This is a genomic window from Bartonella florencae, from assembly GCF_000312525.1.
GTDB lineage: Bacteria > Pseudomonadota > Alphaproteobacteria > Rhizobiales > Rhizobiaceae > Bartonella > Bartonella florencae.
This window is the reverse complement of the sequence record NZ_HE997453.1, coordinates 234,277-255,610: the sequence shown is the minus strand read 5'-3', so window position 1 is coordinate 255,610 and position 21,334 is coordinate 234,277. Positions and strand designations below refer to the sequence as shown.

Here is a 21,334-nt window from a genome sequence, read left to right as displayed (position 1 = left end):
AAATTGCGTACGCGAACAAGGGAGAACTAGAAGTGGATGCTGACATAATCCCTTGTGAAAGTGGTTTTTATTGCGTCGAAAAAATGATGCGGAAATTTATGTTTTAGTTGTCCGTGATAGTACGTGTATGTGCTTGAGCAAGCCACATGTGAAGCAATTTTAAATTTATACGTGGTGATATGTCGTCAAATTGGAGATTCAGTGCTTCGATTTCTCAGAAATGTGACGTGCACCAGAATATAGCCATATTGGGGATGGGCTTGCGCCAATTGATAAGCTTATTGATAATGTTTGTAAGTGCCATAATAGCGCGCAAAAAGAAAGAGAAAAGCGCTGTCTTTATTATGCGAAACAGCGCGCCAATTTAAAACGCGAAATGATTGCTCTTGCAAAGCAAGGCAAAAAAAACAAAATGTCAAAATGTGGTAATGCGAATTGATCTAGCTGACTTGCGTAAGCGAAAAGAGATAAAACAAGCACAAGAAACTTTGAAAAATAAAGAGAACAGCTTATACGACACTTTGCATGAAAGTAAATTTGCAGAGGATACAGAAATGAATAGGATAAAAGGAATTGCGACGTACAAAAGAAATATTCATAGACATATTTTGTACTAAGCGTAACGGAGAAACACAAAGATGAGTATAATAGCGGGTGATGGATTAACTGGAGTATACGTGGGTATTGTAGGGCAGAGTTTTGGGCTAAGAATTGCGCTCTGTACGCTATCAGTTTTCTGCATCCTTTATATAAGCGTTGAGATCATCGCCCAATGCAACAACGTAAAGGGGTTGTTTTTCCTTTAGCGCTTGTTTGGTTAATTCCATAGTGCCGCTAGCTCTATCAGCCATTATGGTGATAATTTCCTCGGCCAAAGAACAGATCAATCGATTGCGGAAAAGGGTATGTGTACCTTTTTCGAGCGTGTCTTTTTTAAAAAGCAGCTGTTACCTTGTGGCAGGGTTGGGTGTGTCTATATGATCAGCTTGCCAAAGAAATGGAAGCGTTATCGCGATAGCCACCAATAGTAGTCCAGCGATAAAGGCAGCAGCAAATTGCAATGATATAAAAGAACCAAGGACGCCGACCAAAAAGCTTCCGACCGGCATTCCAGCATAGCCTATCACCCGAAAAGCAGAATTAGCTCGCCCGAGAAGTTGCTTTGGTGTGAGACGCTGCCTGAAGGCGGTAACACCAATAAACCATAAGCTTGCTCCAACGCCAGCGATAAAGGTGACGCCCCATACGACGAGAGCACTTTTTGAAAAGGCTGGAATCAGCAGCAAGGCAACCGTTCCTAAGCTGTCAGTGAGAACAGCTAGGCGCACCGGTGCATAGCGTATACGCGGCGCAAAGAGGGCACCTGCCATTGTACCAAGCGCGTAGGCTGCAAACATCACGCCATATTGGCTGCTATGGAGGCCCAGATACCGACCGTCGGTAACGAAGAAGATGAACGAGGTTAGGAATGCACCAAATACCACCGATAGAAAGAATGTGAGTACTGTAAGGGAAATGAGATGCCGATTTGAAAAAATGAAACGAAAGCCGGCAATGATATAATGGAAAGTGATGTTTTCTTTATCAAATGCTGGCGATGTGGGAACAGCACGGCGAGCGGTAAAAATCAACGTGATAAAAAGCGCGATTAATAGTCCGAGAAATAGCAGTGTGCTATGCGCTAAAATGCTGCTTGTTATGATAGGGGCAAGAAAAGAGGAGACTCCGAAATCTAAAAACAAGACAATTGAGTAGAAGGTCATTAACCGCTCTCCCTCCATGATAAGTGGTGGAATTGTCAGTATATAAGCTTCGGCAGAAACGACGATGAATCCAGCAATGGTTGCATAGAAGAAAATTTGTTCGGCTGGAGCAATCTGTATCATAAGCAGTACGAACAGTACAATATGCAGTAGCATGAAGATGAGGAGAGCGTAGGTGGCAAGTTTTATTTTGTCACAGCGATCAAGTAAAACGCCTGCAAGGATGCCAAAAATTGGCCACGCTAATGAGAAGAGATCTTGCGCCCAACTTACTCCGACTACGCCATATCCAGATTGTCTTGCTAATAACGGAATGGCAGTGCGCAAAGCACCGCTGAGTAAGGCGAGCAGACTAACGGTTAGGCAAAAATAGCGTATGTTCTTATTGGCAAAAAGCGTGAACATTCTTTTTTCCTTAAGATGCCACACAGATTTCTGCTGGTCCATCAAGTACGGCGGTTGTATTCAGCATGTTTGCGACATAGTCATCCAAGATATTCCTATCTGCTTGAGGTAGAAGAAAAACCATGAGGTTGGAATACCATTGCCAACCACACTGAGTCAGCTGGAGATCGTTATCACTTTCTGCGATGAGACCTGCGTCTATGAGCTGTTGTAGGTTATTGTATACAAAAGAGGGGAGTGCGGTCCAGTCAATCCTTTCTTTTTGGACATAGCCGTTATAAGGTAGCCGCATACACAAAGCCTTGGAGGCTTGTTGCTCCGCTGATACCCAATTGTAGTATACTTTGGATTTTCCTTTAAGTTGTATGTCGGTAATGTATCCGCTTCGACTGGGATTGGCTCGTGTGACGAGTGAGCCGAGAATCGATAGTGCTGACGTCCCGAAGCCAACCACATAATCGTCATGATAACCATGCAAATACTTGTGATAGCGGAAATAATGAGCGGAACTCGTTTTAGCGAGCGTGAGAGGAGTGTTATTGGTAATTTTGATATAGGAATGTCCATTACACGGCGCATAGCCGCAGCTGCGCATAACGATGTCGCTAAATAAGCGAAGCATTTGTCGATGCATGAGGCTGGACGGTTTTAGCCCTTTTTGTGCGTAAGACTTATGCAATTGCGATGTGATAGCCAGATTGTTGATTGCATAGAGGTTGATGGTTTCAGGGTGAAGATCGCTGGCTTGCTTCAAATCGTATAATAGTTCTTCGGCTCGCTGGCTGTGCATGCCATATAGTATGTCTAAACCGACATGTCCAATTATCTCTTGTGACCAAGCCACGGTATTTTTGATTTGTTCACGTGTTGAGGTGAGGTTAAACAATGATCGGAAACGCTCAATAAAACTCTGTACACCGAAGCTGATCCGGTTAACGCCTATCTCACGGGCAGCATAAAGTTTATCACGTGTGACGCTCTTCGGTTCGCTTTCCAGTGTAAACTCGGCTAAGGAAGAGAGATCAAATTCGGCATGCAATACTTTTCCGATGTGTCGGATATTATCTGCGGACAAGAGCGAGGGTGTGCCACCCCCTATATAGATGCTACGGATGGGACCTCTAAGCGAGCGAATGAAATTTCCTTTGTTTCTGATCTCTGTGGTAAGCGCTGACATATAAGCTTCGATTTGCTTAACGTGCTTATAAGCTCCTTTCTGAAAGGGACAGAAGGAACAAATGGTTTCGCAAAAGGGAATATGCAAATAAAGAGAAATGGTACGTGCTTGTGGAATCCGCTTACTTTGCGCTAGCTTATTAAAATCTAGGTAATCATAAAATTCATTTGAAATAGTGCGAAACAGCGGATATATGAAATTGTAAATCGGTTTGAGTTGATCGAACTTCACAAAAGGATGATTCACGAGTTGCATAAGTTACCTCCCCCAATTTCTTAACTCGCAATACATTATTGACGGGCGACTGATAGCCCAGTCGCCCGAGTGTATCACCAAAGAATGTCACGGAAAATAATGAATCCTCCCCTTTTGTAGAAGTTATATGTATTATACATATAACTTATTATATGAACGGGCTAGCTTGTCTAAGAGGCATGTAAAGATAAAAAAATGTCTATAGCGTGCAAGAATGTTTTGCAAGTAGCGAACTTTTGGCGAATTTAGAGCGTACAGCTGTTGTGAGTGAGAAGAGTGTGTATGATCATGTGGTTTATGAAAGCAGTGTGGAGAAAGAGTTTGCACAAAGTCTCAAAAATGATCCTGAAGTCAGATTGTTTTTTAAATTGCCAAGAAGTTTTAAAATAGCAACGTCCATTGGTTCTTATACGCCGGATTGGGCGGTCTTTTTAGAGCGGGATGGCAAACAGAAGCTTTACTTTGTGCTGGAGACAAAAGGGGCAAACAGCGAGTTTGATTTGCGCCTTAAAGAAATGCTGAAGATTAAATGTGGCAAAGCGCATTTTGATGCACTGCAAACGAGCGTTGTATTTAATAACCAGCCGGTGACAAATTGGCGTGAATATAAGCGTACTTTATCCGAAGCGGGGCATGAGTTTCCAAGTGCTGCGGTGGTTGTTGCAAAGTGATTGGTGCATGAAATACTTTAATATGAGCGCGGGGGAAGAGCAAAGCTTTTTATACCAAGATAATAAATTGACAAAAGGTAGCTATAAAGTAGCTATAGTATGTGCTTCATGTTAAATTTAATTGTTTTCATTTAATACAGGAGGTAAAGTTATGAAAACTAAAGATATGTATAAACCACTGAAAAAAATTCAAATTAAGCGGGTTGATGTTACTGCGCTCAAAACTCTGTCAAATGAGCAGAAAATGGCTACTCGACGCACCCTTCTGAATTGAGATTTTTAAAACTATAAAGCTGGTGGCAAAAAAGCTGCCAGCTTTATAGCTTTTGGATGTATTAATGACGATAGATTATGAAGTTAAAAAATTGCTCTATGGCTGTGCAGCAATGAGCGGGGTTCGGCTGATTACGGGTTCTTTCCATGCTTTTTTTCTATTGTCTATGGGCATTAGTATAACGCAGCTCGCTTTATTGCAAATTGTGTTTAGCGTGGCTATTTGTATTTTTGAAGTGCCTTGTGGGGTTTTAGGAGATAAAATCGGCGTTAAACAAAATGTTATCTTTTCATGTTTCTTTTTTTCACTCTTCTTCTTTTTATGTATCTACACGCCTAATCTTTCTGTCTTAATTCCGGCAGAAATTATTTATGCTTTAGCCTTTGCTTTGTGTTCTGGCGCTGATAGCGCGTGGATTAAAGGTTTAATCGACGGCGGTCTTTACAAGGGTAGTTTGGTCTATCACCAAGTAAACGCCTATAAGCGGGAACTAATAGCATTCATGAATATGGTTGCTGGTGCGCTAGGTGTTCTTATTGTTTTGTGTATGGATAATTATCAGTCGGCATATTATTTTTGTTCTTTTGGGTTTCTCGTGCTTGTATTCTGGTTTAGTCGGCTGACGGGGATAGGGATTGCATCCGTTTGGAGTAGTCAGCTAAGAAACTCAGGTTCTTTGTTGCATGCAACAGAAGCTTTTTCTGATTTAGTAACCTCAAAAATCGGGTTATATTATATATTGATATGTGGTTTTATTGTTGCTGCCTTGCAGCCAATATTTCATTTTTGGCAACCTTTTATTTTGGGACAAACAGGCGTATTGGACAATGCAACAGGGAAGACTAAAATTCTTATTCTTGGCCTATGCTTTGTATCTTATAGTTTTGTCAAATACTTATTTAATCGCTTTGTCATTAAATCTCTTATGCAAAAATATGCTCCTATGGCGATAACTTTGTGGTCACTCGTTCTGAGTGCTTTTGTTATGCTTGCTCTGCTTCTCGTCGCAAACAGTTGGGCCCCTATTATTTTATTCACCATATTTCACAGTTTTTTTTCTGTCCCTGTGACACAGTTTGAATCAGAATTTTTTAAACATATTCAACAAAAGAATGCGAATACGGTTTTATCCATTGTTAGTTTTCTTGCACGTATTTTTGGTATTTTGGCGCTTGTGCTGATTGGTTGGTTGGCCAGTAATATTGGTATAGAAGCAGCTTTTTGTTTCGCTTTGCTTTGTATATGTTTGGTTATCCCGCTTAATTTGGCCTGGCTTTATACTGATAAAAAGTTAATAAAAGACGAGAAAGGTTGAGAATGAAGATACAGTTGAACAGGGCCTTGCCTATGTCTTACATAAAGACACAGGAAAAAATAGTGTGTGGGTTATCTTATATGGATTTCATCAAAATTGATAGTTGTCCATCGTTTTTAGGAGAGATGCTTACCGATTTAAATGTGCCAAATGATTGAGCTGCTATGAGCCAGAAATAGCACGAACGAGCCTATCAAGAGGCTTATGATATTGATGTATTGTTACAAGAGCTTATGGAGTATAAGATTGTATCTACTGTTTGGGAACAGGATAGATACGTTAGACATGGATTGTTTTTGGATATGGCAGGAGTAGATCATGATCTTGCTATGCGGTCTTTACAGCAGGCTAAAATTGGGGTGATCGGTGCAGGTGCAGTGGTTCTAACGTATCAGCCCTTTTAGCTGCTGTAGACACATCGCGAGCTTAGTCACCATTTTTTACGCTTAGGTTTTTCAAGGGCTTTAATTTCTTTATCAAAATCAGATTTAAATAATTTATCCTGAACGATTCGGTATTTTTCAAATTCAGTTTCGGCATGTTCTTTGGCAATTTTTGCTGTGATTGTTCCAGCATTTTGTAAAATATTCCGTTCGTCTAGCTCGAGGAGCTTATCTAATTGTTTTGCCCAATCTTCCATAGTCATTGGCATTTTTCGCTTGGCGCGACTCTCTGCTAAATCAAGATAAGCACTAACAATTAAGCCAAGCTGTTTCAATTCATCTTGTGTTAGGTAGTTTTTAGCAACTGTGACATCGGTTTTTACAATTTTACCATGTGGAGAATTCTCCCACGTTACTAAGCCCATATGTTTTTTGTTGCTGTCTGCTCGCGTAGCAATCAGTCAGCTGCTGTGTGTCCGTGCACAGCAAAATGCAGCTTATTCTGAACTTTTTTGAAAAATTCGCGTGTTGTTGGCGCATCTTTGTTATAATCTATACTGGTTGTATAAATATCCGTAATTTTTTGATAAAAACGTCGTTCACTAAGGCGAATTTCTCTTATTTCAGCGAGTAAATGTTCGAAATAGTCTTCATTAAGAGCCTGTCCGTTTTCAAGGCGCTTTTTGTCTATAACATAGCCTTTAATTGCAAAGTCACGTAGTATTTGCGTTGCCCATTGTCGAAATTGTGTCGCGCGTTTGGAGTTGACCCGATATCCAACAGCGATAATGGCATCTAGGTTGTAAAATTGAGTATTATAGTTTTTACTATCAGAGGCAGTTATCCGGATTTTCCGGATAACTGCGTTTTCATCTAATTCTTGAGTTTCAAATATATTTTTTAAATGTTCGCTGATTGTACGGACGTCTACGCTGAATAACTCTGCCATAAGCTTTTGACTAAGCCAGATCGTATCATTTTCATAGCGAACTTCAATGCCTTCTTCACCCGCTTGTTGAGTGAAAATCAGAAATTCAGCAGTGCTATTGCGGATGATTAATTTTTTAGGGGGCATTTGGTACCTTCTTAAAACGTGCCTTTTACTGCTGGATGTTACGAATTTTCTGTTGGCTGTCAAACAATATTGGCAAGAAGCTAGAGGCGATGGCCACGCTCGTTTGCACTTTTACCTTGATAGAAGTTATACATTCCATAAAAATTAAGTTGAGAAGTTTTTTCATGTCATTCATACGTGGCTGATATAATAGGAATAGGACTTGATTATTTTTAAAGTTGATATGTTATGACGCAAAAAATAGTAAATCAAAATATCATCACGGCAGCTAAACAGCTGTGTGAACGCCAGCCTTATGGCGACGAGCCGTTTTTTATATTCGATGTTGATTCTGCACTGGAACGGGTTCTGTGTTTGCAAGCGGTCTGTCAGCAATATTTTCTGGACGCAGTTATTGCTGTTTCGGTTAAGTCATGCTCCTTAGGTTTGTTGTTGCGACTAATCGCTGAGAACGGACTCTGTACAGAAGTATGCTCGGCAGATGAGCTTCAGCTAGCTTTAAAGGCTGGTTTTACTGGCGATAGGATTGTATTGGATGGGCCTTATAAATCTCTCAACGATCTTTCTCAAGGGATTGCTAAAAATGCACTGATTCATGTCGACAGTCCGCACGAACTCAAGGCCATAATTGATCTGGTTTCTGATACTGACCGTGTAGTGGGTCTGGGCTTAAGATTGGCGCATTTTTACAAAAATAGCCAGCGTTCTCGTTTTGGAGTGACCGTGGAAGAATTTGAGGAAGAAATCGTTCCCTTGCTGCAATCTTGCAAGAATGTTTATCTTAAGGGCTTTCATCTTCATATCGGTTCAAATTTGGAAAGTCCGGCACGAATTATTGAGAACTTGCGTGATTGGCTTCCCTTCCTTTTAAAAAATATGCCTAAGGGAGGGCATCTTGATATGGGGGACGGATTTCCAGCAGATTCCTTGTCAGCAGATGCTGAAGTTACAGCTACGAAATCACGGGAGCTTTTCCAAGGAGTTTTTAATGTTTTATCTGAACAAGACCCCACTTTACCGGCCAGATGGAAATTGATTTTTAAGCCTGGTAGGTATATCAGCGAAGATCATGGTTATGTTGTAGGGCGAACTGTGAGTATTAAAAAGCGCGGTCAGGTTGATATCATACAGACAAATCTTGGCATTAACTGGATACCTTCTGTGCGTGTTTGGCATCATTCGCTTGTGCCGTTAGAAGAGAAAAAAAACGCTTGTAGTAAACATGGTCAGATCTTAGTAGGTTTTAACAGTTTTGAAAATGATTGCCTTTTTCCCAAGGCAGATTATGGTTTGGGTAAAGATCAGTTGTTTATTATTCGCGGTTGCGGTTCTTATAATTTACAAACTGCTAATGAATGGACGCGTTTTAAACCTCCCGTATACGCTTTATACAAAAAAGAAATCGTAACCGCTAGGCTTGCAGAAAATGCCTTACCAGCTGGACGAGTGGATCTATTGCATGCAGAGGAAGCTATTAGTGTGGATAAAAATATCCAGCTCGCACCTGCGTCCTCGAGATACGCTTCCGAACTTTTTAAGATCATAGATCGTAATAGAAAGGAATTAAATCAATATATGGCTTGGCCACGTTATGTTACGAATGAACATGATGAAGCTATTTTTCTTGACGTTTGCTTTTTGCAACATCAGAAGAATGATGGAAAAACATATGCTATTTTATTTGATGAAGTTCCAGTGGGATTACTTTCTTTCAATAGCATTGATAGTGGTAATAAGACTGCTTATATCGGCTATTGGCTTGATTTAAAACTTCAAGGAAAAGGGATTATCACTAAGTCTGTGAAGGCCTTGATACAATCTTATTTGAAATCTGGCGAAATAAAAAGATTTGTCATAAAATGCTCAGTAGACAACCAGAGAAGCAACGCAGTAGCACAGCGCTGTGGCTTTGAACTTGAGGGCAGATTGAGAAAAGCTGAATTGTTGAATGGAGTTTTTCATGATCAGAATATTTATAGCTTTATACTGTGTGATTAACTAACAAAATTATTTCTTGGTATACTATGTGGGTTTGTACCGATGAGGTAAATTGTCAATGTTGAATAAAATTCAACTGCGCAAATAAGAAGTCATATGTACAGCGTCTGGAGAGGGGCAAAAAAATCATTGAGGGGGGATAGTGCTTTTAAATCAAGCTAGATTTGTTAGCAGAATAGGAAATTCGCCTTTCGTTCAGCCGTCCACGAGTACTGACTGCTTCTCGTTGTCTTAAGCGTTTATCGAAGTTGCGGTAAGTCGCAATTAATGAGATGCTATGATTGGGTATTTTGCTGTATAGATTTAGGAAGCAGAAGTGGCGATGCGTATCGCTTCTTTGTGTCCATTCAGAGTAGAGATGTAATAATTACGTTGAGCATCCACTATGAGATTTTATAAGATTATTGCTTGTCAGAATGGCTTTAGGCCTTTTGTTTTTTTACAAACAGAACGTTAGCACCGATGTATAGCGTGCAGTACCAATTTTTCACTATAGTTGATAGGATAGCTTATTGAGTGTAAGGTTCTCTTCCCTTGATGAATGTTGTAGCATTCTTTAAAAATATTCGTTGATAAGTTTTTTTCGTGTCATTCATACATGGCTGATATAAGGCTGATATAATAAGAATAGGACTTGATTATTTTTAAAGTTGATATGTTATGGCTGTGAAAAATGGTAAACAAATAAAAAACAAGGGTTCTAAGCCTGTTTCTGGTTTTCTTAAAAATTTACGAGGTGTAAGCAATTGGCATCAAGTTTCGCAGTGGCTGGCTTTTCGTAATGTAGAAGATATTGAATGTATCACGCCTGATCAAGCAGGTGTGCCACGTGGTAAGATGATGCTTTCTAAAAAATTTACATCGGAAACATCATTGGCATTGCCTTCAGCAGTTTTTATGGCAACAATTTCGGGAGATTATCCTGAAGATGGTCATGGCTTTGAATATCCTAAAACAGATGGTGATTTGCGTCTTGAGCCTGATTTATCTACGCTAAGCATTGTGCCATGGGAAGATGCTCCAACAGCACAGGTGATTTGTGATCTTGTCTATCAAAATGGGCAGGTTGTGGATTACACCCCACGAAATGTTTTGCGAAAAGTAGTCAACTTTTATACACAGATGGATCTAAAGCCGGTTGTTTCACCAGAAATTGAGTTTTATTTAGTAGAGAAAAATCCTGATCCTGATTATCCTTTAGTTCCTCCCGTTGGTCGTTCTGGGCGTTCAATTGGTGGGGGACAAGGTTATTCAATTGCTGGTGTGAATGAGTTTGATGAGTTTATTGATGATATTTATCATTTTTCGGAAGCGCAAGGGCTAGAAATTGATACGCTCATTCATGAGGAAGGTGCAGGCCAGTTTGAAATCAATTTACGTCATGGTGATCCGATTGAATTGGCTGATCAAGTTTTTATGTTCAAACGCACAATTCGTGAAGCGGCACTTAAGCATAATATGTATGCAACTTTTATGGCCAAGCCTATTCAAGGACAGCCGGGTTCTGCGATGCATATTCACCAATCAGTTGTTAATAAGAAGACAGGTATGAATATTTTTACACAAAAAGATGGGGAAGAGAGTGTTTGTTTTCGCCATTTTATTGGTGGATTGCAACAACATATGCCAGGGGTTCTTGTGATGCTTGCTCCTTATGTAAATTCTTATCGACGTCTCATGCCCGATGTTTCAGCACCTGTTAATTTGCGATGGGGATATGATAACCGTACCACAGCTTTTCGTGTACCTCGCTCTGCTCCCTCAGCACGGCGTGTTGAGAATAGGCTTCCTTCGTCAGATGCTAATCCTTATTTAGCTCTTGCAGCTTCTTTGGCTTGTGGTCTCATCGGATTACAACAAAAGCTTGAGCCAGATGAGCCAACAACAAGTAATGTTAATGCTGGTAATATTGAATTACCACGTGGTCTTATTGAAGCGGTTAATTTATTTGAACAGGATACAGCGATACGTGCTATTCTAGGAAATGTATTTGTAAGTACTTATGCTGCAATCAAACGACAAGAGTTTGAAACTTTTATGGAAGTCATTAGCCCATGGGAGCGCGAATATCTCTTGCTTAATGTTTGAGGTTTATTACGATGATTGGTTATAATCCGATTTCTCCAGGAATTTCTTGGTATGAAGATACTTTAGAAGAGCGCCCATCTTATCCGTTTTTAAGTGAACAGACACAGTGTGATGTGGCTATTATTGGGGGTGGATTGACAGGGCTTTCTGCAGCTTATCATTTAGCAAATGCTGGAGTGTATGTTATTTTGTGTGAAGCTTCTCGTTTTGGTGATGGTGCTTCAGGACGTAATGGTGGCCAATTGGGAACAGGGCAACGGCAATGGGTAGAAACACTAGAGAAAAAATATGGTTTTGAGAGAAGCAAAGCATTGTTTGATTTAGCTGAAGAAGCCAAAAGAGATATTTTATCTTGGTGTGCGATGTCTGATTGTCAATGTGATTTTATGGCAGGGCAACTTTCTGTGTTTCATAAAAAACGTGCGCTAGCATCTTATCAACGCCATATTGAGATGATGCAGCGTTATGGCTATCACGGACTTACTTTTATGGATAGGGATGAAACGGAAAAGCGACTTGGCTCCTCTTTTTATTATGGTGGGATTTATGATACGGATACTGGTCACATCAATCCCTTAAAGCTTGTCGTTGGGTTGGCAAAAAATGCAAAAAATGCTGGTGCTAAGCTTTATGAGAAGACACGGGTCACAGCGTTAGAGTGCAATGGTAGCCATTGGAGAGTGACAACAGAAAAGGGCAATATAACAGCGGAGCATGTTTTACTTGCGACCAATGCATATAAGCTTGGACTTCAAGGGTTTATTGAGAAAAAGATTTTTTCTATTCGCTCTTATATTGGAGCAACAGAACCGTTACCAAAAGAGTGTTCGATTCTTCGAGGTGGTGAATCGGTTGATGATTCTCGCTTTATGGTTCGTTATTTTCGCAAAAGCATTGATAATCGCTTATTATTTGGTGGAGTAGAAAGTTACGATAATCAATATCCTACAAATTTAGAGGAACGAGTACGACGGCAGATTACTGAAATTTATCCTCATCTACATTCTGTTAATTTAACCCATCACTGGGGAGCGACGGTCGCCATCACGGTTGAACGCATGCCTTATGTTAGCCAACTTTTCTCAAGGATGACTTATTGTGGCGGTTATTCAGGGCATGGCGTTATGCTTGCTCCTTTTATGGGAAAATTATATGCAGAATGGTTGATTGGAAAACGTGAACGTTTTGCTTGGTTTCAAGATTTAAAGATTTCTTCTTTTCCAGGGGGGAGAATTTTGCGCTATCCACTTGTATTTTTAGCAATGCACTGGTTTTCTTTAATGGATCGTTTTTGCTGAAACAGTGTTTGAAATGAAGAAAATTAATGGCTTGTTTAATATCTATCTGCTTTAATAACTGGAGCGTCTATAAATTGTTTTAGTTTTATACTTGAATGGGAAGATAGATAAGTTCATGGTAAGTAAAATTATTCCAGTCTCTCCCTTTGATTGTATTGTTTTTGGTGGTAATGGCGATTTAACAGCACGCAAACTTATACCTGCTCTCTATCATTGTCAGTGTGTTCGACAATTTAGTGAGCCAACGCGTATTATTGGTGTTGCACGTTCTGCATGGAGTCGTGAGGAATATCAAAACTTTGTTCGCGCTTCTTTAGAAAAACATGTTCATAAGGAAGATCTCAATCAACTTGAACTTAATCGTTTTCTTGCACGTTTAACTTATGTTTCTGTTGATATTACCTCACATCGAGGATGGCGAGATCTTGCGCTGGTGCTGTCAAAAGATTCAGCGAAGATTCGCGCTTTTTATTTAGCGGTTGGTTCCCCCCTTTTTGCTGATATTGCGATGAGATTAGGGCAAAATGATTTTATCACACAGCAAACACGCATTATCATTGAAAAGCCCATTGGACGTGATGTCAAAACAGCGACTAAACTCAATGACATATTTGCAGAAGTATTTCATGAAGACCAAATCTTTCGCATTGATCATTATCTTGGCAAAGAAACGGTTCAAAATTTGATGGCTCTACGGTTTGTTAATACGCTTTATGAGCCGTTATGGAATTCCAACTATATTGATCATGTTCAGATAACGGTTGCTGAATCTTTAGGTTTAGAAGGGCGTGCAGAATATTATGAGAGTACAGGTGCGCTACGCGATATGGTGCAAAATCATATGTTGCAATTGCTCTGTTTGGTGGCGATGGAAATACCATTTACGAATAAAGCAAATGCTGTGCGTGATGAAAAACTGAAAGTTTTACATTCTTTAACACCTCTTGATATTCATAATGTAGAACAACATACTGTGCGTGGGCAGTATGTTGCTGGTACATTAAATGGTGTTTCTGTAGGCTCTTATCTTGATGATCTTGGAAAAAAGGCAAGTCGGAGCGAAACATTTGTAGCATTGAAGGTTAAGATTAATAATTGGCGTTGGGCAGATACGCCTTTTTATTTACGAACAGGTAAGCGCATGCCCACGCGAATGTCTGAAATTGTGGTTGTTTTCAAACCTATTCCTCATAATATTTTTAATGTAGACTCGGATGAGATTTTTTCTAATCGGCTTGTTATTCGTCTCCAGCCTGATGAAGGCGTAAAACAATGGTTGATGATTAAGGATACAGGCCCTGGTGGTATGCGATTTCGTCATATTCCCTTGGATATGAGTTTTGCATCTGCATTTTCTCAGCGTAATCCTGATGCTTATGAACGCTTATTGATGGATGTTATTCGCGGAGATCAAACACTCTTTATGCGTCGTGACGAAGTTGAAGCAGCTTGGCGTTGGATTGATCCTATTCTTGAAGGGTGGCAAGCAATAAAGCAGCCGATGTATAAATATAATGCGGGTTCATGGGGGCCAACTGCTTCGACAGTTTTAATGGAACGTGATAGGCGTATATGGAATAACTTAGTTTAGAGCAATAAGTATGCATGGAATGAATATTGACCATTTAAATTTTGAAACCCCCACAACTCTTGCTTTAGCGTTGGCAGATCGTGTTGCAGCAGAACTTAGCATAGCTGTTTTGGAGCGCAAGCGTGCGATTCTAGCGGTTTCTGGTGGTAAAACACCAGAATTGTTTTTTCATTATTTGTCAAAGGCTGATATTGATTGGCAAAATATTATCATCACTTTGGTTGATGAACGCTTTGTCCCTACAAACGATGAACGTTCAAATGAATATATGGTACAGCGTTATTTGTTACAAAATTTTGCGACTAAAGCACGTTTTGTAGGACTTTATCATAAGGCATTGACTGTTGAGCTTGCAGCTTTTTCAGCAGCAAGTCGTGTTAATACTTTGCCTAAGCCCTTTGATGTTGTTGTTTTAGGAATGGGGATTGACGGACATACGGCTTCCTTTTTTCCTGATGCTGATCGTTTGAAACAAGCGCTTGATCTTCGAACACAGGCACTTGTTTTACCACTTCATGCAAAAAGTGCGATTGAGCCAAGGCTTACGCTAACACTACCGGTCATAATGCAGTCTCGTTGTATTATTCTCCATATTGAAGGTTTTCAGAAACGCGATTGTTTTAAAAAGGTTTGTCAGGATGGACCTGAGATGGAAATGCCTATTCGCGGGGTTTTACGTAATGCTCATCATCTTGTTCAGGTTTATTGGTCTCCAAATGACAATGAAACAAATGAAGTAGAACATAAGACGAGTGAAGCAGATATACAATCTCCTTAACTTATATTGAGATTGTTTCAATGAAAGGGGGAATAAACATGGCACTTTCCAAGACAATTGCTATGGTTACACGAAGGATTCATGAACGCTCTCTATTAACGCGAGAAATTTATTTAAATCGTATTGCAAAGATGCAAGAAAACCGTCCCAAGCGGAGTTTTTTGGGATGTGCTAATCAAGCCCACGGTTTTGCGGCTTGTGGTTCAATAGACAAAGAGCGTTTGAAGGATAATATTGCTGGGAATATTGGTATTATTACCGCCTATAACGATATACTTTCAGCGCATCAACCTTTTGAAACTTTTCCTCACGTAATTAAAGAGGCTGCCCGCCTAGTTGGTGGTGTAGCACAAGTAGCAGGTGGTGTTCCCGCGATGTGTGATGGCGTAACACAAGGGAAAGCAGGGATGGAGCTTTCTCTTTTTTCACGTGAAGTCATTGCAATGGCGACAGCTATAAGCTTATCACATGATATGTTTGATGCCGCACTGTATCTTGGGGTTTGTGATAAAATTATACCTGGCTTAATGATTGGAGCGCTAACATTTGGTCATTTACCAGGAATTTTTGTCTCTGCTGGCCCTATGACAAGTGGTCAAGGCAATGATGAAAAAGCAAGAATACGTCAGCTTTATGCGGAAAATAAGGTAGATCGCCAAACCTTGTTGGAATCAGAAGCGCGCTCATATCATGGGCCAGGAACATGCACATTTTATGGGACAGCTAATTCAAATCAGATGATACTAGAGATGATGGGGCTACAGATGCCAGGAAGTTCTTTCATCAATGCCAATACACCATTACGTGACGCTTTAACAAGGGAAGCCACGAAGCGTGTACTTGAAATGACAACTCTTGGTGATAATTATAGGCCAATTGGTGTGATAGTTGATGAGCGTTCTTTTGTGAATGCTATTGTAGGATTAAATGCAACAGGAGGCTCTACCAATCATGCGATTCATTTGATTGCCATGGCAGCTGCTTGCGGTATTCAATTGACATGGCATGATATTGCAGAAATTTCATCAATAGTTCCTCTGTTAGTACGGATTTATCCTAATGGTTTGGCTGATATAAATCATTTTCATGCAGCCGGTGGTATGGGATTTGTCATTCGCGAACTTATTGAGGCTGGTTTAGTGCATGAAGATGTCTGTACAATTTTAGGAACAGATCTCAATGCCTATGCAATTGAAGTAAAGCTTGATGCTGATGGTTGCATAGTGCGTGAACCTGCTGTCAAGGAAAGTGGCAATCATAAGATCTTAGCAGGATGGAGAAAACCGTTTCAATCTGATGGTGGCATTCGTGTTTTGTCAGGAGATTTGGGAACAGCTATTATGAAAGTTTCATCGGTCAAACTTGAGCATTGGCGTATTGAAGCTCCAGTTCTTATTTTTAATGATCAAGAGGAATTACAAAAGGCTTTTAAATCTGGGGTATTGCATAACAAAGACTTTATTGCTGTCATTCGTTATCAAGGACCAAAAGCCAATGGCATGCCAGAGCTCCATAAATTAACGACAATTTTAAGCATTTTACAAGATAAAGGACAAAAAGTAGCATTGGTAACCGATGGTCGTATGTCAGGTGCTTCAGGAAAAGTTCCTGCTGCAATTCATGTGACACCAGAAGCTTTGGATAATGGTCCTCTTGCACGTTTACAAGATGGTGATATTGTTTGTCTCGACGCGCATCTTGGCAAATTAACTCTTTTAGAAGATTTATCAAAATTTAACGCGCGCATAATGAGACCTCCTGATCTCTCAAAGAATGAATACGGTGTTGGGCGTGAGCTCTTTCATGTTTTTCGCCAGTCCGTTAATCGTGCAGATCAGGGGGCATCTGTTTTTATGTCATAAGTAAAGTGTTAAAAGAACGAAAGTAATATTCACGCAATCAATATGCATAAAACTTTTTAAAATTTTGGCACGGGCAGACTATGTGCTCGAGCAGCCGCCTTGAGTGTATTAACCATAAGCATGGCAATCGTCATAGGCCCGACTCCTCCTGGAACAGGAGTAACGGCCGCAGCTTTTTCTTTTATTTTTTCAAAATCAACATCCCCAACAAGACGCGTTTCCCCCACACCTTTTTCTGGAGCTGGAATACGATTAATACCGACATCAATAACAATAGAACCCTTTTTAATCCAGTCTTTTTTAATCATTTGTGGGCGTCCTACAGCTGCCACTAAAATATCGGCACTACGACATACATCATCAAGGTCACGGGTACGACTATGAGCTATTGTTACAGTAGCATTGGCTGCTGTTAAAAGGGCGGCCATAGGTTTGCCAACAATATTAGAGCGGCCAACGACAACAGCATCAAGACCGGACAAGTCTTGTCCACATTGTCGTTCAATCATCATCATGGCGCCAGCTGGTGTGCAAGGAATGATTGCATCCTCAAGAGCATTAGCTGCCAGTTTTCCTACATTGATATAATGAAAACCATCCACATCTTTTTGGAAAGCGATAGCTTGTGTGATGCGGTTTGTATTCATGTGTGCGGGCAAGGGAAGCTGTACTAAAATACCATGGATTTTAGGATCAGAATTTAAGGTTGCAATGAGTTGGAGGAGTTCTTGTTCTCGTGTTTCTTTTGAAAGCATATGTTTGATTGAAAAAAAACCACACTCTTCAGCTTTTTTGCTCTTTGATGTAACATATACCTGACTTGCAGGGTCGTCTCCAACAATGATAACAGCAATACCAGGTTGTATATTATAGTGATTGTGAAGTTTTGTTGTTTCAGCCTTAACTCTTACAATAATCTCTTCAGCGAGCTTTTTTCCGTCAATAATATGATTCATGAGAGATCCTTTCGATAGGGCTGTTTATTTTTTTTGTAAAGCATTTGCTGATAATACAACAGAGTTTTATGGTTATATTCATATAAGAACGGTAAGAGTATTTCGATAGTGTTTATGTATTCTATAGTTTTTAAAAGATTTTAAAATAATTGCTTTGTAAAAAAGCAGCAACATTGCTGTTTGAATAAATTTTGGATAAAAACAAGAGTGAGAAAGTTATAAAATAAAATAGAGCGAAATTATAAGAAGTTTTTTTACAATCATTGATGTTATCTCTTAATTTATTATAGGGGTGAAAGTGTAGAGGAAGGTTGTGCACGCCAGAATAATAAAATTTTTGAGCGGAATTTTTATTACAATTACTTTTTTATTTGGAATTGGTATTCTTATTTTACCGTATCTTGTGTCTACAGATACGATTCGCATTCGTTTAGCACAGGATTTGAGTGCGTGGACAGGTTATGATGTGCAATTGCGTGATCCACCGCGGTTGAATCTATTTCCTTACCCTAAAGCATATCTTTCTGGTGTTACTTTAACATCAAGAATGAATCATGTTGTACCGCTGATGGAAGCTGAATCCATAGAAGTTGATCTTTCTTTGATAGATCTGCTTTGGGGAAATATCTCTTTTTTAGAGACACGAATTGTGCGTCCCCAGTTTATTATAGAAAAACCAGTTAAAACAGTAACGGATTTTTTTGATAGATTTTCACGCTCCCAAGGCGCATTAGGATTAGCCATAAGCAATGCTCGTGAAATGTTGAAGCATAATCCAGAGCATCCAGATATAGAGAGTCTTTTGAATCAGCCTTTTGGACGAATTACGATTGAGGATGGTGTCCTTGTTTATCATGATAGTATATCTCGTGTAGCAGAAAAAATAACAGGATTAAATGCCACTTTAGATTGGCCGGAATTGACGAAAGGAGCACGGTTTCGTGCAGATGCTCGTTGGCGTGGAGAGTTGACAAAATTATTAATAGATGCTGATCAAGCCTTACTGCTTTTGGCAGGAGGAAAAAGCCAAGTTAAGGCAAGTCTCAATTCAGTGCGTGGAGGTATAACTTTTGTAGGGCAGGCACGATTATCTGAATATTATATTTTTGATGGGAAAGTGTCGATGCGTTCTCCGGGATGGAATCAGACACTCTCTTGGATTGGAGGCAATCAGTTTTGGGGACATAGATTAAAAGTGCCTATTGTATGGGAGTCTCGCTTCTTAGCACAGCCAATGCACGTTCAAATGAATGATGTTACATTTACGATGGGAACAGCCAATGCACGTGGAGCTTTAGACGTTGACTTTCACAACTATGTACCAATCATCATTGGATCTTTAGCATTTGACAATCTAGATTTTGATCTCTTTAGACCAGTGTTTTTTTCAGTTAAAGGGAAAAATCCATTCTTTGAGATGGAAATTTTTGATCGTATTGGGGTGGATATACGGCTTTCTGCACCACAAGCAAAATTAAGCAATATTACACTTACAAATTTAGCTGTTGCGATACAAATCAGAAATGGTCATGGCATTTTTGATCTTGGACATGCAAATATTTTGGGTGGATCACTTCAAAGCAATATTGAAATTACACCAGCTGGTCAGAAGTTGCGGCTTGAAGGGCGTGCTTCAGGAACTTCTATTGATATGCAGACTGTTTTAGAGGTTTTGGGAATTACTCCGTTTTTACAGAGCAAAGCGAATTTTACCATGACATTACGAACGCTTGCCAATTCTTGGTCAGAAATTTTTGCAAAAATGCGGGGTGAATTAACACTGAGTATGTCTTCTGGCCGCCTGTTAGGATATGATTTGAATGATTTACAGATAAGGCTTGCAAAAAATGAACAATTTCTTTTAATGAATGATAATACCTTTTCAACAGCTTTTGAGCGTTGGAGTATTCAAACAAGCTTTTCAGATGGTACGACAAAGATAACAGAATCATTAATGCGTACAGCAGATTGGAGTTTATCCATGTGGGGAACAATTGCATCTGCTATTATGCAAGATTGGCAAGATAAGCTCACATTACAGGCGAAACTGCAAAAAAATAATAGCTCAGAAACTCTATGTAGAGACGTTCACTGCCTTGCTAATAGTTTGATGCGACCTCCTACTTTTTCTCTCAACTCCAAAGGACAGGATCATGGTAATTTCTGGGTTAAAAAAGATGCTGATGCAAATTAATCGCCATTCTTCATTATGAGCATTGGTTGAGGATTTTATAGAATTTCTAAAAAATAATATGTTATTGTGGAGTTTCTAAAAATAAATTGATGAGTACTTATTGAATCTCAGAAGAAATACCATAACCATCTGTGGAGATTGTGTGCTTTCCGTCCGCTCCAACCGAGCCAATCCCGACAGTGACCATAATAAAGACTAAGAAAGTAGTAATAGTAATAATTGTAGCTTTTTTAGCAGACATATTTTTTCTCCAATCATGCAATCAACAACTGAATGCAATGGTGAATTATCATAAAATTTTATGAAAGCAGAATCACTTAAAATTCCATTGGTTCCAATTATTATCTCATAAAATTTAAAAAAACCTATAATTCTTTATGTATGAGAGCTCTATAGATATAATTTTTTCTTTTTGTTATATATTTTTCTTAATTTTTTTGAGGATCACAGTGAGTTTTAGCACGATTTTATTATGCGCATAAATTATAAACTTAAAAGATTATTTATCCGACAGACATTGGCTTTGAATGAAGAAATAAAAATAGAGGGAGCACAAGCTTCTTATCTTGTGCGTGTTTTGCGGATGCAAGAAGGAGCAGAAATTTTACTTTTTAATGGACAGGATGGTGAATGGCTTGCTAGGCTTATTACCGTTGGAAAAAAATTTGTTGTGGTTCGGCTTATTCATCAAGAAAGATTGCAAACGAAGCCTTCAAATCTCATTTATTGTTTTGCTCCACTCAAAAATGCGCGTTTAGATTATATGGTGCAGAAGGCTGTTGAAATGGGAGTATCGATTTTGCAACCTGTTATAACCCATCATACACAGGTTACGCGTATCAATATGGCACGTATGGAGGCTAATGTTATTGAAGCTTCTGAACAGTGTGGTATTTTATCTCTTCCTAAATGTGTAGCAGCTATCTCGTTAGCAGAACTTTTAGCAGGTTGGAATGAGATACAACCTTTGTTTTTTTGTGATGAGGCACACAAATTATGTAATCCATTACCTCTTTTGAAAAAGTACGAAAATACAAAGCCAGGCATTCTCATTGGACCAGAAGGTGGATTTAGTGAAGAAGAGCGGAACTTTTTAAAAAAGCACCCTTTTGTAATCCCAATATCTTTAGGACCGCGTATTTTACGTGCTGACACTGCAGCGGTTGCTGCTTTGGCTCTTCTTAATGTTACTATGGAGAATTGGTCAATTCATTGAGAAGCTTGTGAAATTATTCTAAATAATTCATTTAA

Annotated in this window: 15 protein-coding genes and 1 pseudogene; 10 read left to right on the top strand and 6 right to left on the bottom strand. The window is 39.4% G+C overall.

The genetic code is table 11. From position 1 onward, the window contains the following. Nucleotides 1-728: 728 nt before the first annotated feature. Genes BN202_RS10580 through BN202_RS06570 form a run of 3 tightly spaced genes read right to left on the bottom strand, consistent with a single transcriptional unit; the run spans nt 729 to nt 3,600 of the window. Nucleotides 729-944, bottom strand: a complete 216-nt coding sequence (locus BN202_RS10580; protein WP_482762591.1) for a DNA-processing protein DprA — start codon at nt 942-944, stop codon at nt 729-731. A gap of 3 nt (nt 945-947) precedes the next feature. After that, on the bottom strand, nt 948-2,168 hold the full coding sequence (locus BN202_RS06575) for an MFS transporter (protein ID WP_019219826.1): 1,221 nt from the start codon (nt 2,166-2,168) through the stop codon (nt 948-950). Nucleotides 2,169-2,178: 10 nt separating this feature from the next. After that, entirely contained in the window at nt 2,179-3,600 is a 1,422-nt protein-coding gene (locus tag BN202_RS06570; RefSeq protein ID WP_019219825.1) for a coproporphyrinogen-III oxidase family protein, read from the bottom strand. Between the two features lie 206 nt (nt 3,601-3,806). Here BN202_RS06570 and BN202_RS06565 point away from each other — a divergent pair, with 206 nt between their 5' ends. Together BN202_RS06565 and BN202_RS06560 are read left to right on the top strand one after the other, a co-directional pair. After that, entirely contained in the window at nt 3,807-4,271 is a 465-nt protein-coding gene (locus BN202_RS06565) for a restriction endonuclease (RefSeq protein ID WP_019219824.1), read from the top strand. A gap of 338 nt (nt 4,272-4,609) precedes the next feature. Beyond that, a complete protein-coding gene (locus BN202_RS06560; protein ID WP_019219822.1) occupies nt 4,610-5,860 on the top strand; it encodes an MFS transporter in 1,251 nt (416 codons plus the stop codon). 430 nt (nt 5,861-6,290) lie between these two features. Here BN202_RS06560 and BN202_RS10345 read toward each other — a convergent pair. Then, a pseudogene (locus tag BN202_RS10345) lies at nt 6,291-7,192 on the bottom strand (virulence RhuM family protein). Nucleotides 7,193-7,546: 354 nt separating this feature from the next. On the opposite strand from BN202_RS10345, the gene rimL reads away from it, so the two are divergent. The 6 genes from rimL (at nt 7,547) to edd (ending at nt 16,933) form a co-directional block, all read left to right on the top strand. After that, nucleotides 7,547-9,316: a 50S ribosomal protein L7/L12-serine acetyltransferase gene (gene rimL, locus BN202_RS06550; RefSeq protein ID WP_019219818.1), complete on the top strand. Its 1,770-nt coding sequence runs from the start codon at nt 7,547-7,549 to the stop codon at nt 9,314-9,316. A 660-nt stretch (nt 9,317-9,976) separates the two neighbouring features. Then, a complete protein-coding gene (locus tag BN202_RS06545) occupies nt 9,977-11,404 on the top strand; it encodes a glutamine synthetase family protein (RefSeq protein WP_019219817.1) in 1,428 nt (475 codons plus the stop codon). 11 nt (nt 11,405-11,415) lie between these two features. Further along, nucleotides 11,416-12,702 carry an NAD(P)/FAD-dependent oxidoreductase gene (locus BN202_RS06540; protein WP_019219816.1) on the top strand — a complete coding sequence of 429 codons (1,287 nt, stop codon included), beginning with the start codon at nt 11,416-11,418 and terminating at the stop codon, nt 12,700-12,702. Nucleotides 12,703-12,817: 115 nt separating this feature from the next. Then, complete coding sequence (gene zwf, locus BN202_RS06535) at nt 12,818-14,293, top strand: glucose-6-phosphate dehydrogenase (RefSeq protein WP_019219815.1); 1,476 nt, start codon at nt 12,818-12,820, stop codon at nt 14,291-14,293. Between the two features lie 10 nt (nt 14,294-14,303). Then, on the top strand, nt 14,304-15,071 hold the full coding sequence (gene pgl, locus BN202_RS06530; protein WP_019219814.1) for a 6-phosphogluconolactonase: 768 nt from the start codon (nt 14,304-14,306) through the stop codon (nt 15,069-15,071). Between the two features lie 38 nt (nt 15,072-15,109). Then, the gene (gene edd, locus BN202_RS06525) at nt 15,110-16,933 is read left to right on the top strand and encodes a phosphogluconate dehydratase (RefSeq protein WP_019219813.1); all 1,824 of its coding nucleotides are present in this window, start codon (nt 15,110-15,112) and stop codon (nt 16,931-16,933) included. 56 nt (nt 16,934-16,989) lie between these two features. On the opposite strand, the gene folD is transcribed toward edd, so the two are convergent. Further along, nucleotides 16,990-17,889, bottom strand: a complete 900-nt coding sequence (gene folD, locus BN202_RS06520; RefSeq protein WP_019219812.1) for a bifunctional methylenetetrahydrofolate dehydrogenase/methenyltetrahydrofolate cyclohydrolase FolD — start codon at nt 17,887-17,889, stop codon at nt 16,990-16,992. Between the two features lie 313 nt (nt 17,890-18,202). Here folD and BN202_RS06515 point away from each other — a divergent pair, with 313 nt between their 5' ends. Further along, complete coding sequence (locus tag BN202_RS06515; RefSeq protein ID WP_019219811.1) at nt 18,203-20,083, top strand: AsmA family protein; 1,881 nt, start codon at nt 18,203-18,205, stop codon at nt 20,081-20,083. Between the two features lie 97 nt (nt 20,084-20,180). On the opposite strand, the gene BN202_RS09970 is transcribed toward BN202_RS06515, so the two are convergent. Continuing rightward, on the bottom strand, nt 20,181-20,324 hold the full coding sequence (locus BN202_RS09970; RefSeq protein WP_019219810.1) for a hypothetical protein: 144 nt from the start codon (nt 20,322-20,324) through the stop codon (nt 20,181-20,183). Nucleotides 20,325-20,555: 231 nt separating this feature from the next. On the opposite strand from BN202_RS09970, the gene BN202_RS06510 reads away from it, so the two are divergent. Continuing rightward, on the top strand, nt 20,556-21,299 hold the full coding sequence (locus BN202_RS06510) for a 16S rRNA (uracil(1498)-N(3))-methyltransferase (protein WP_019219809.1): 744 nt from the start codon (nt 20,556-20,558) through the stop codon (nt 21,297-21,299). Nucleotides 21,300-21,334 lie beyond the last annotated feature (35 nt).

Bases quoted from the DNA above. Each gene is read 5' to 3' on its own strand.
- BN202_RS06575 (WP_019219826.1), bottom strand. From the start codon at position 2,168: ATGTTCACGCTTTTTGCCAATAAGAACATACGCTATTTTTGCCTAACC.
- BN202_RS06570 (WP_019219825.1), bottom strand. From the start codon at position 3,600: ATGCAACTCGTGAATCATCCTTTTGTGAAGTTCGATCAACTCAAACCG.
- BN202_RS06560 (WP_019219822.1), top strand. From the start codon at position 4,610: ATGACGATAGATTATGAAGTTAAAAAATTGCTCTATGGCTGTGCAGCA.
- rimL (WP_019219818.1), top strand. From the start codon at position 7,547: ATGACGCAAAAAATAGTAAATCAAAATATCATCACGGCAGCTAAACAG.
- BN202_RS06545 (WP_019219817.1), top strand. From the start codon at position 9,977: ATGGCTGTGAAAAATGGTAAACAAATAAAAAACAAGGGTTCTAAGCCT.
- BN202_RS06540 (WP_019219816.1), top strand. From the start codon at position 11,416: ATGATTGGTTATAATCCGATTTCTCCAGGAATTTCTTGGTATGAAGAT.
- zwf (WP_019219815.1), top strand. From the start codon at position 12,818: ATGGTAAGTAAAATTATTCCAGTCTCTCCCTTTGATTGTATTGTTTTT.
- pgl (WP_019219814.1), top strand. From the start codon at position 14,304: ATGCATGGAATGAATATTGACCATTTAAATTTTGAAACCCCCACAACT.
- edd (WP_019219813.1), top strand. From the start codon at position 15,110: ATGGCACTTTCCAAGACAATTGCTATGGTTACACGAAGGATTCATGAA.
- folD (WP_019219812.1), bottom strand. From the start codon at position 17,889: ATGAATCATATTATTGACGGAAAAAAGCTCGCTGAAGAGATTATTGTA.
- BN202_RS09970 (WP_019219810.1), bottom strand. From the start codon at position 20,324: ATGTCTGCTAAAAAAGCTACAATTATTACTATTACTACTTTCTTAGTC.
- BN202_RS06510 (WP_019219809.1), top strand. From the start codon at position 20,556: ATGCGCATAAATTATAAACTTAAAAGATTATTTATCCGACAGACATTG.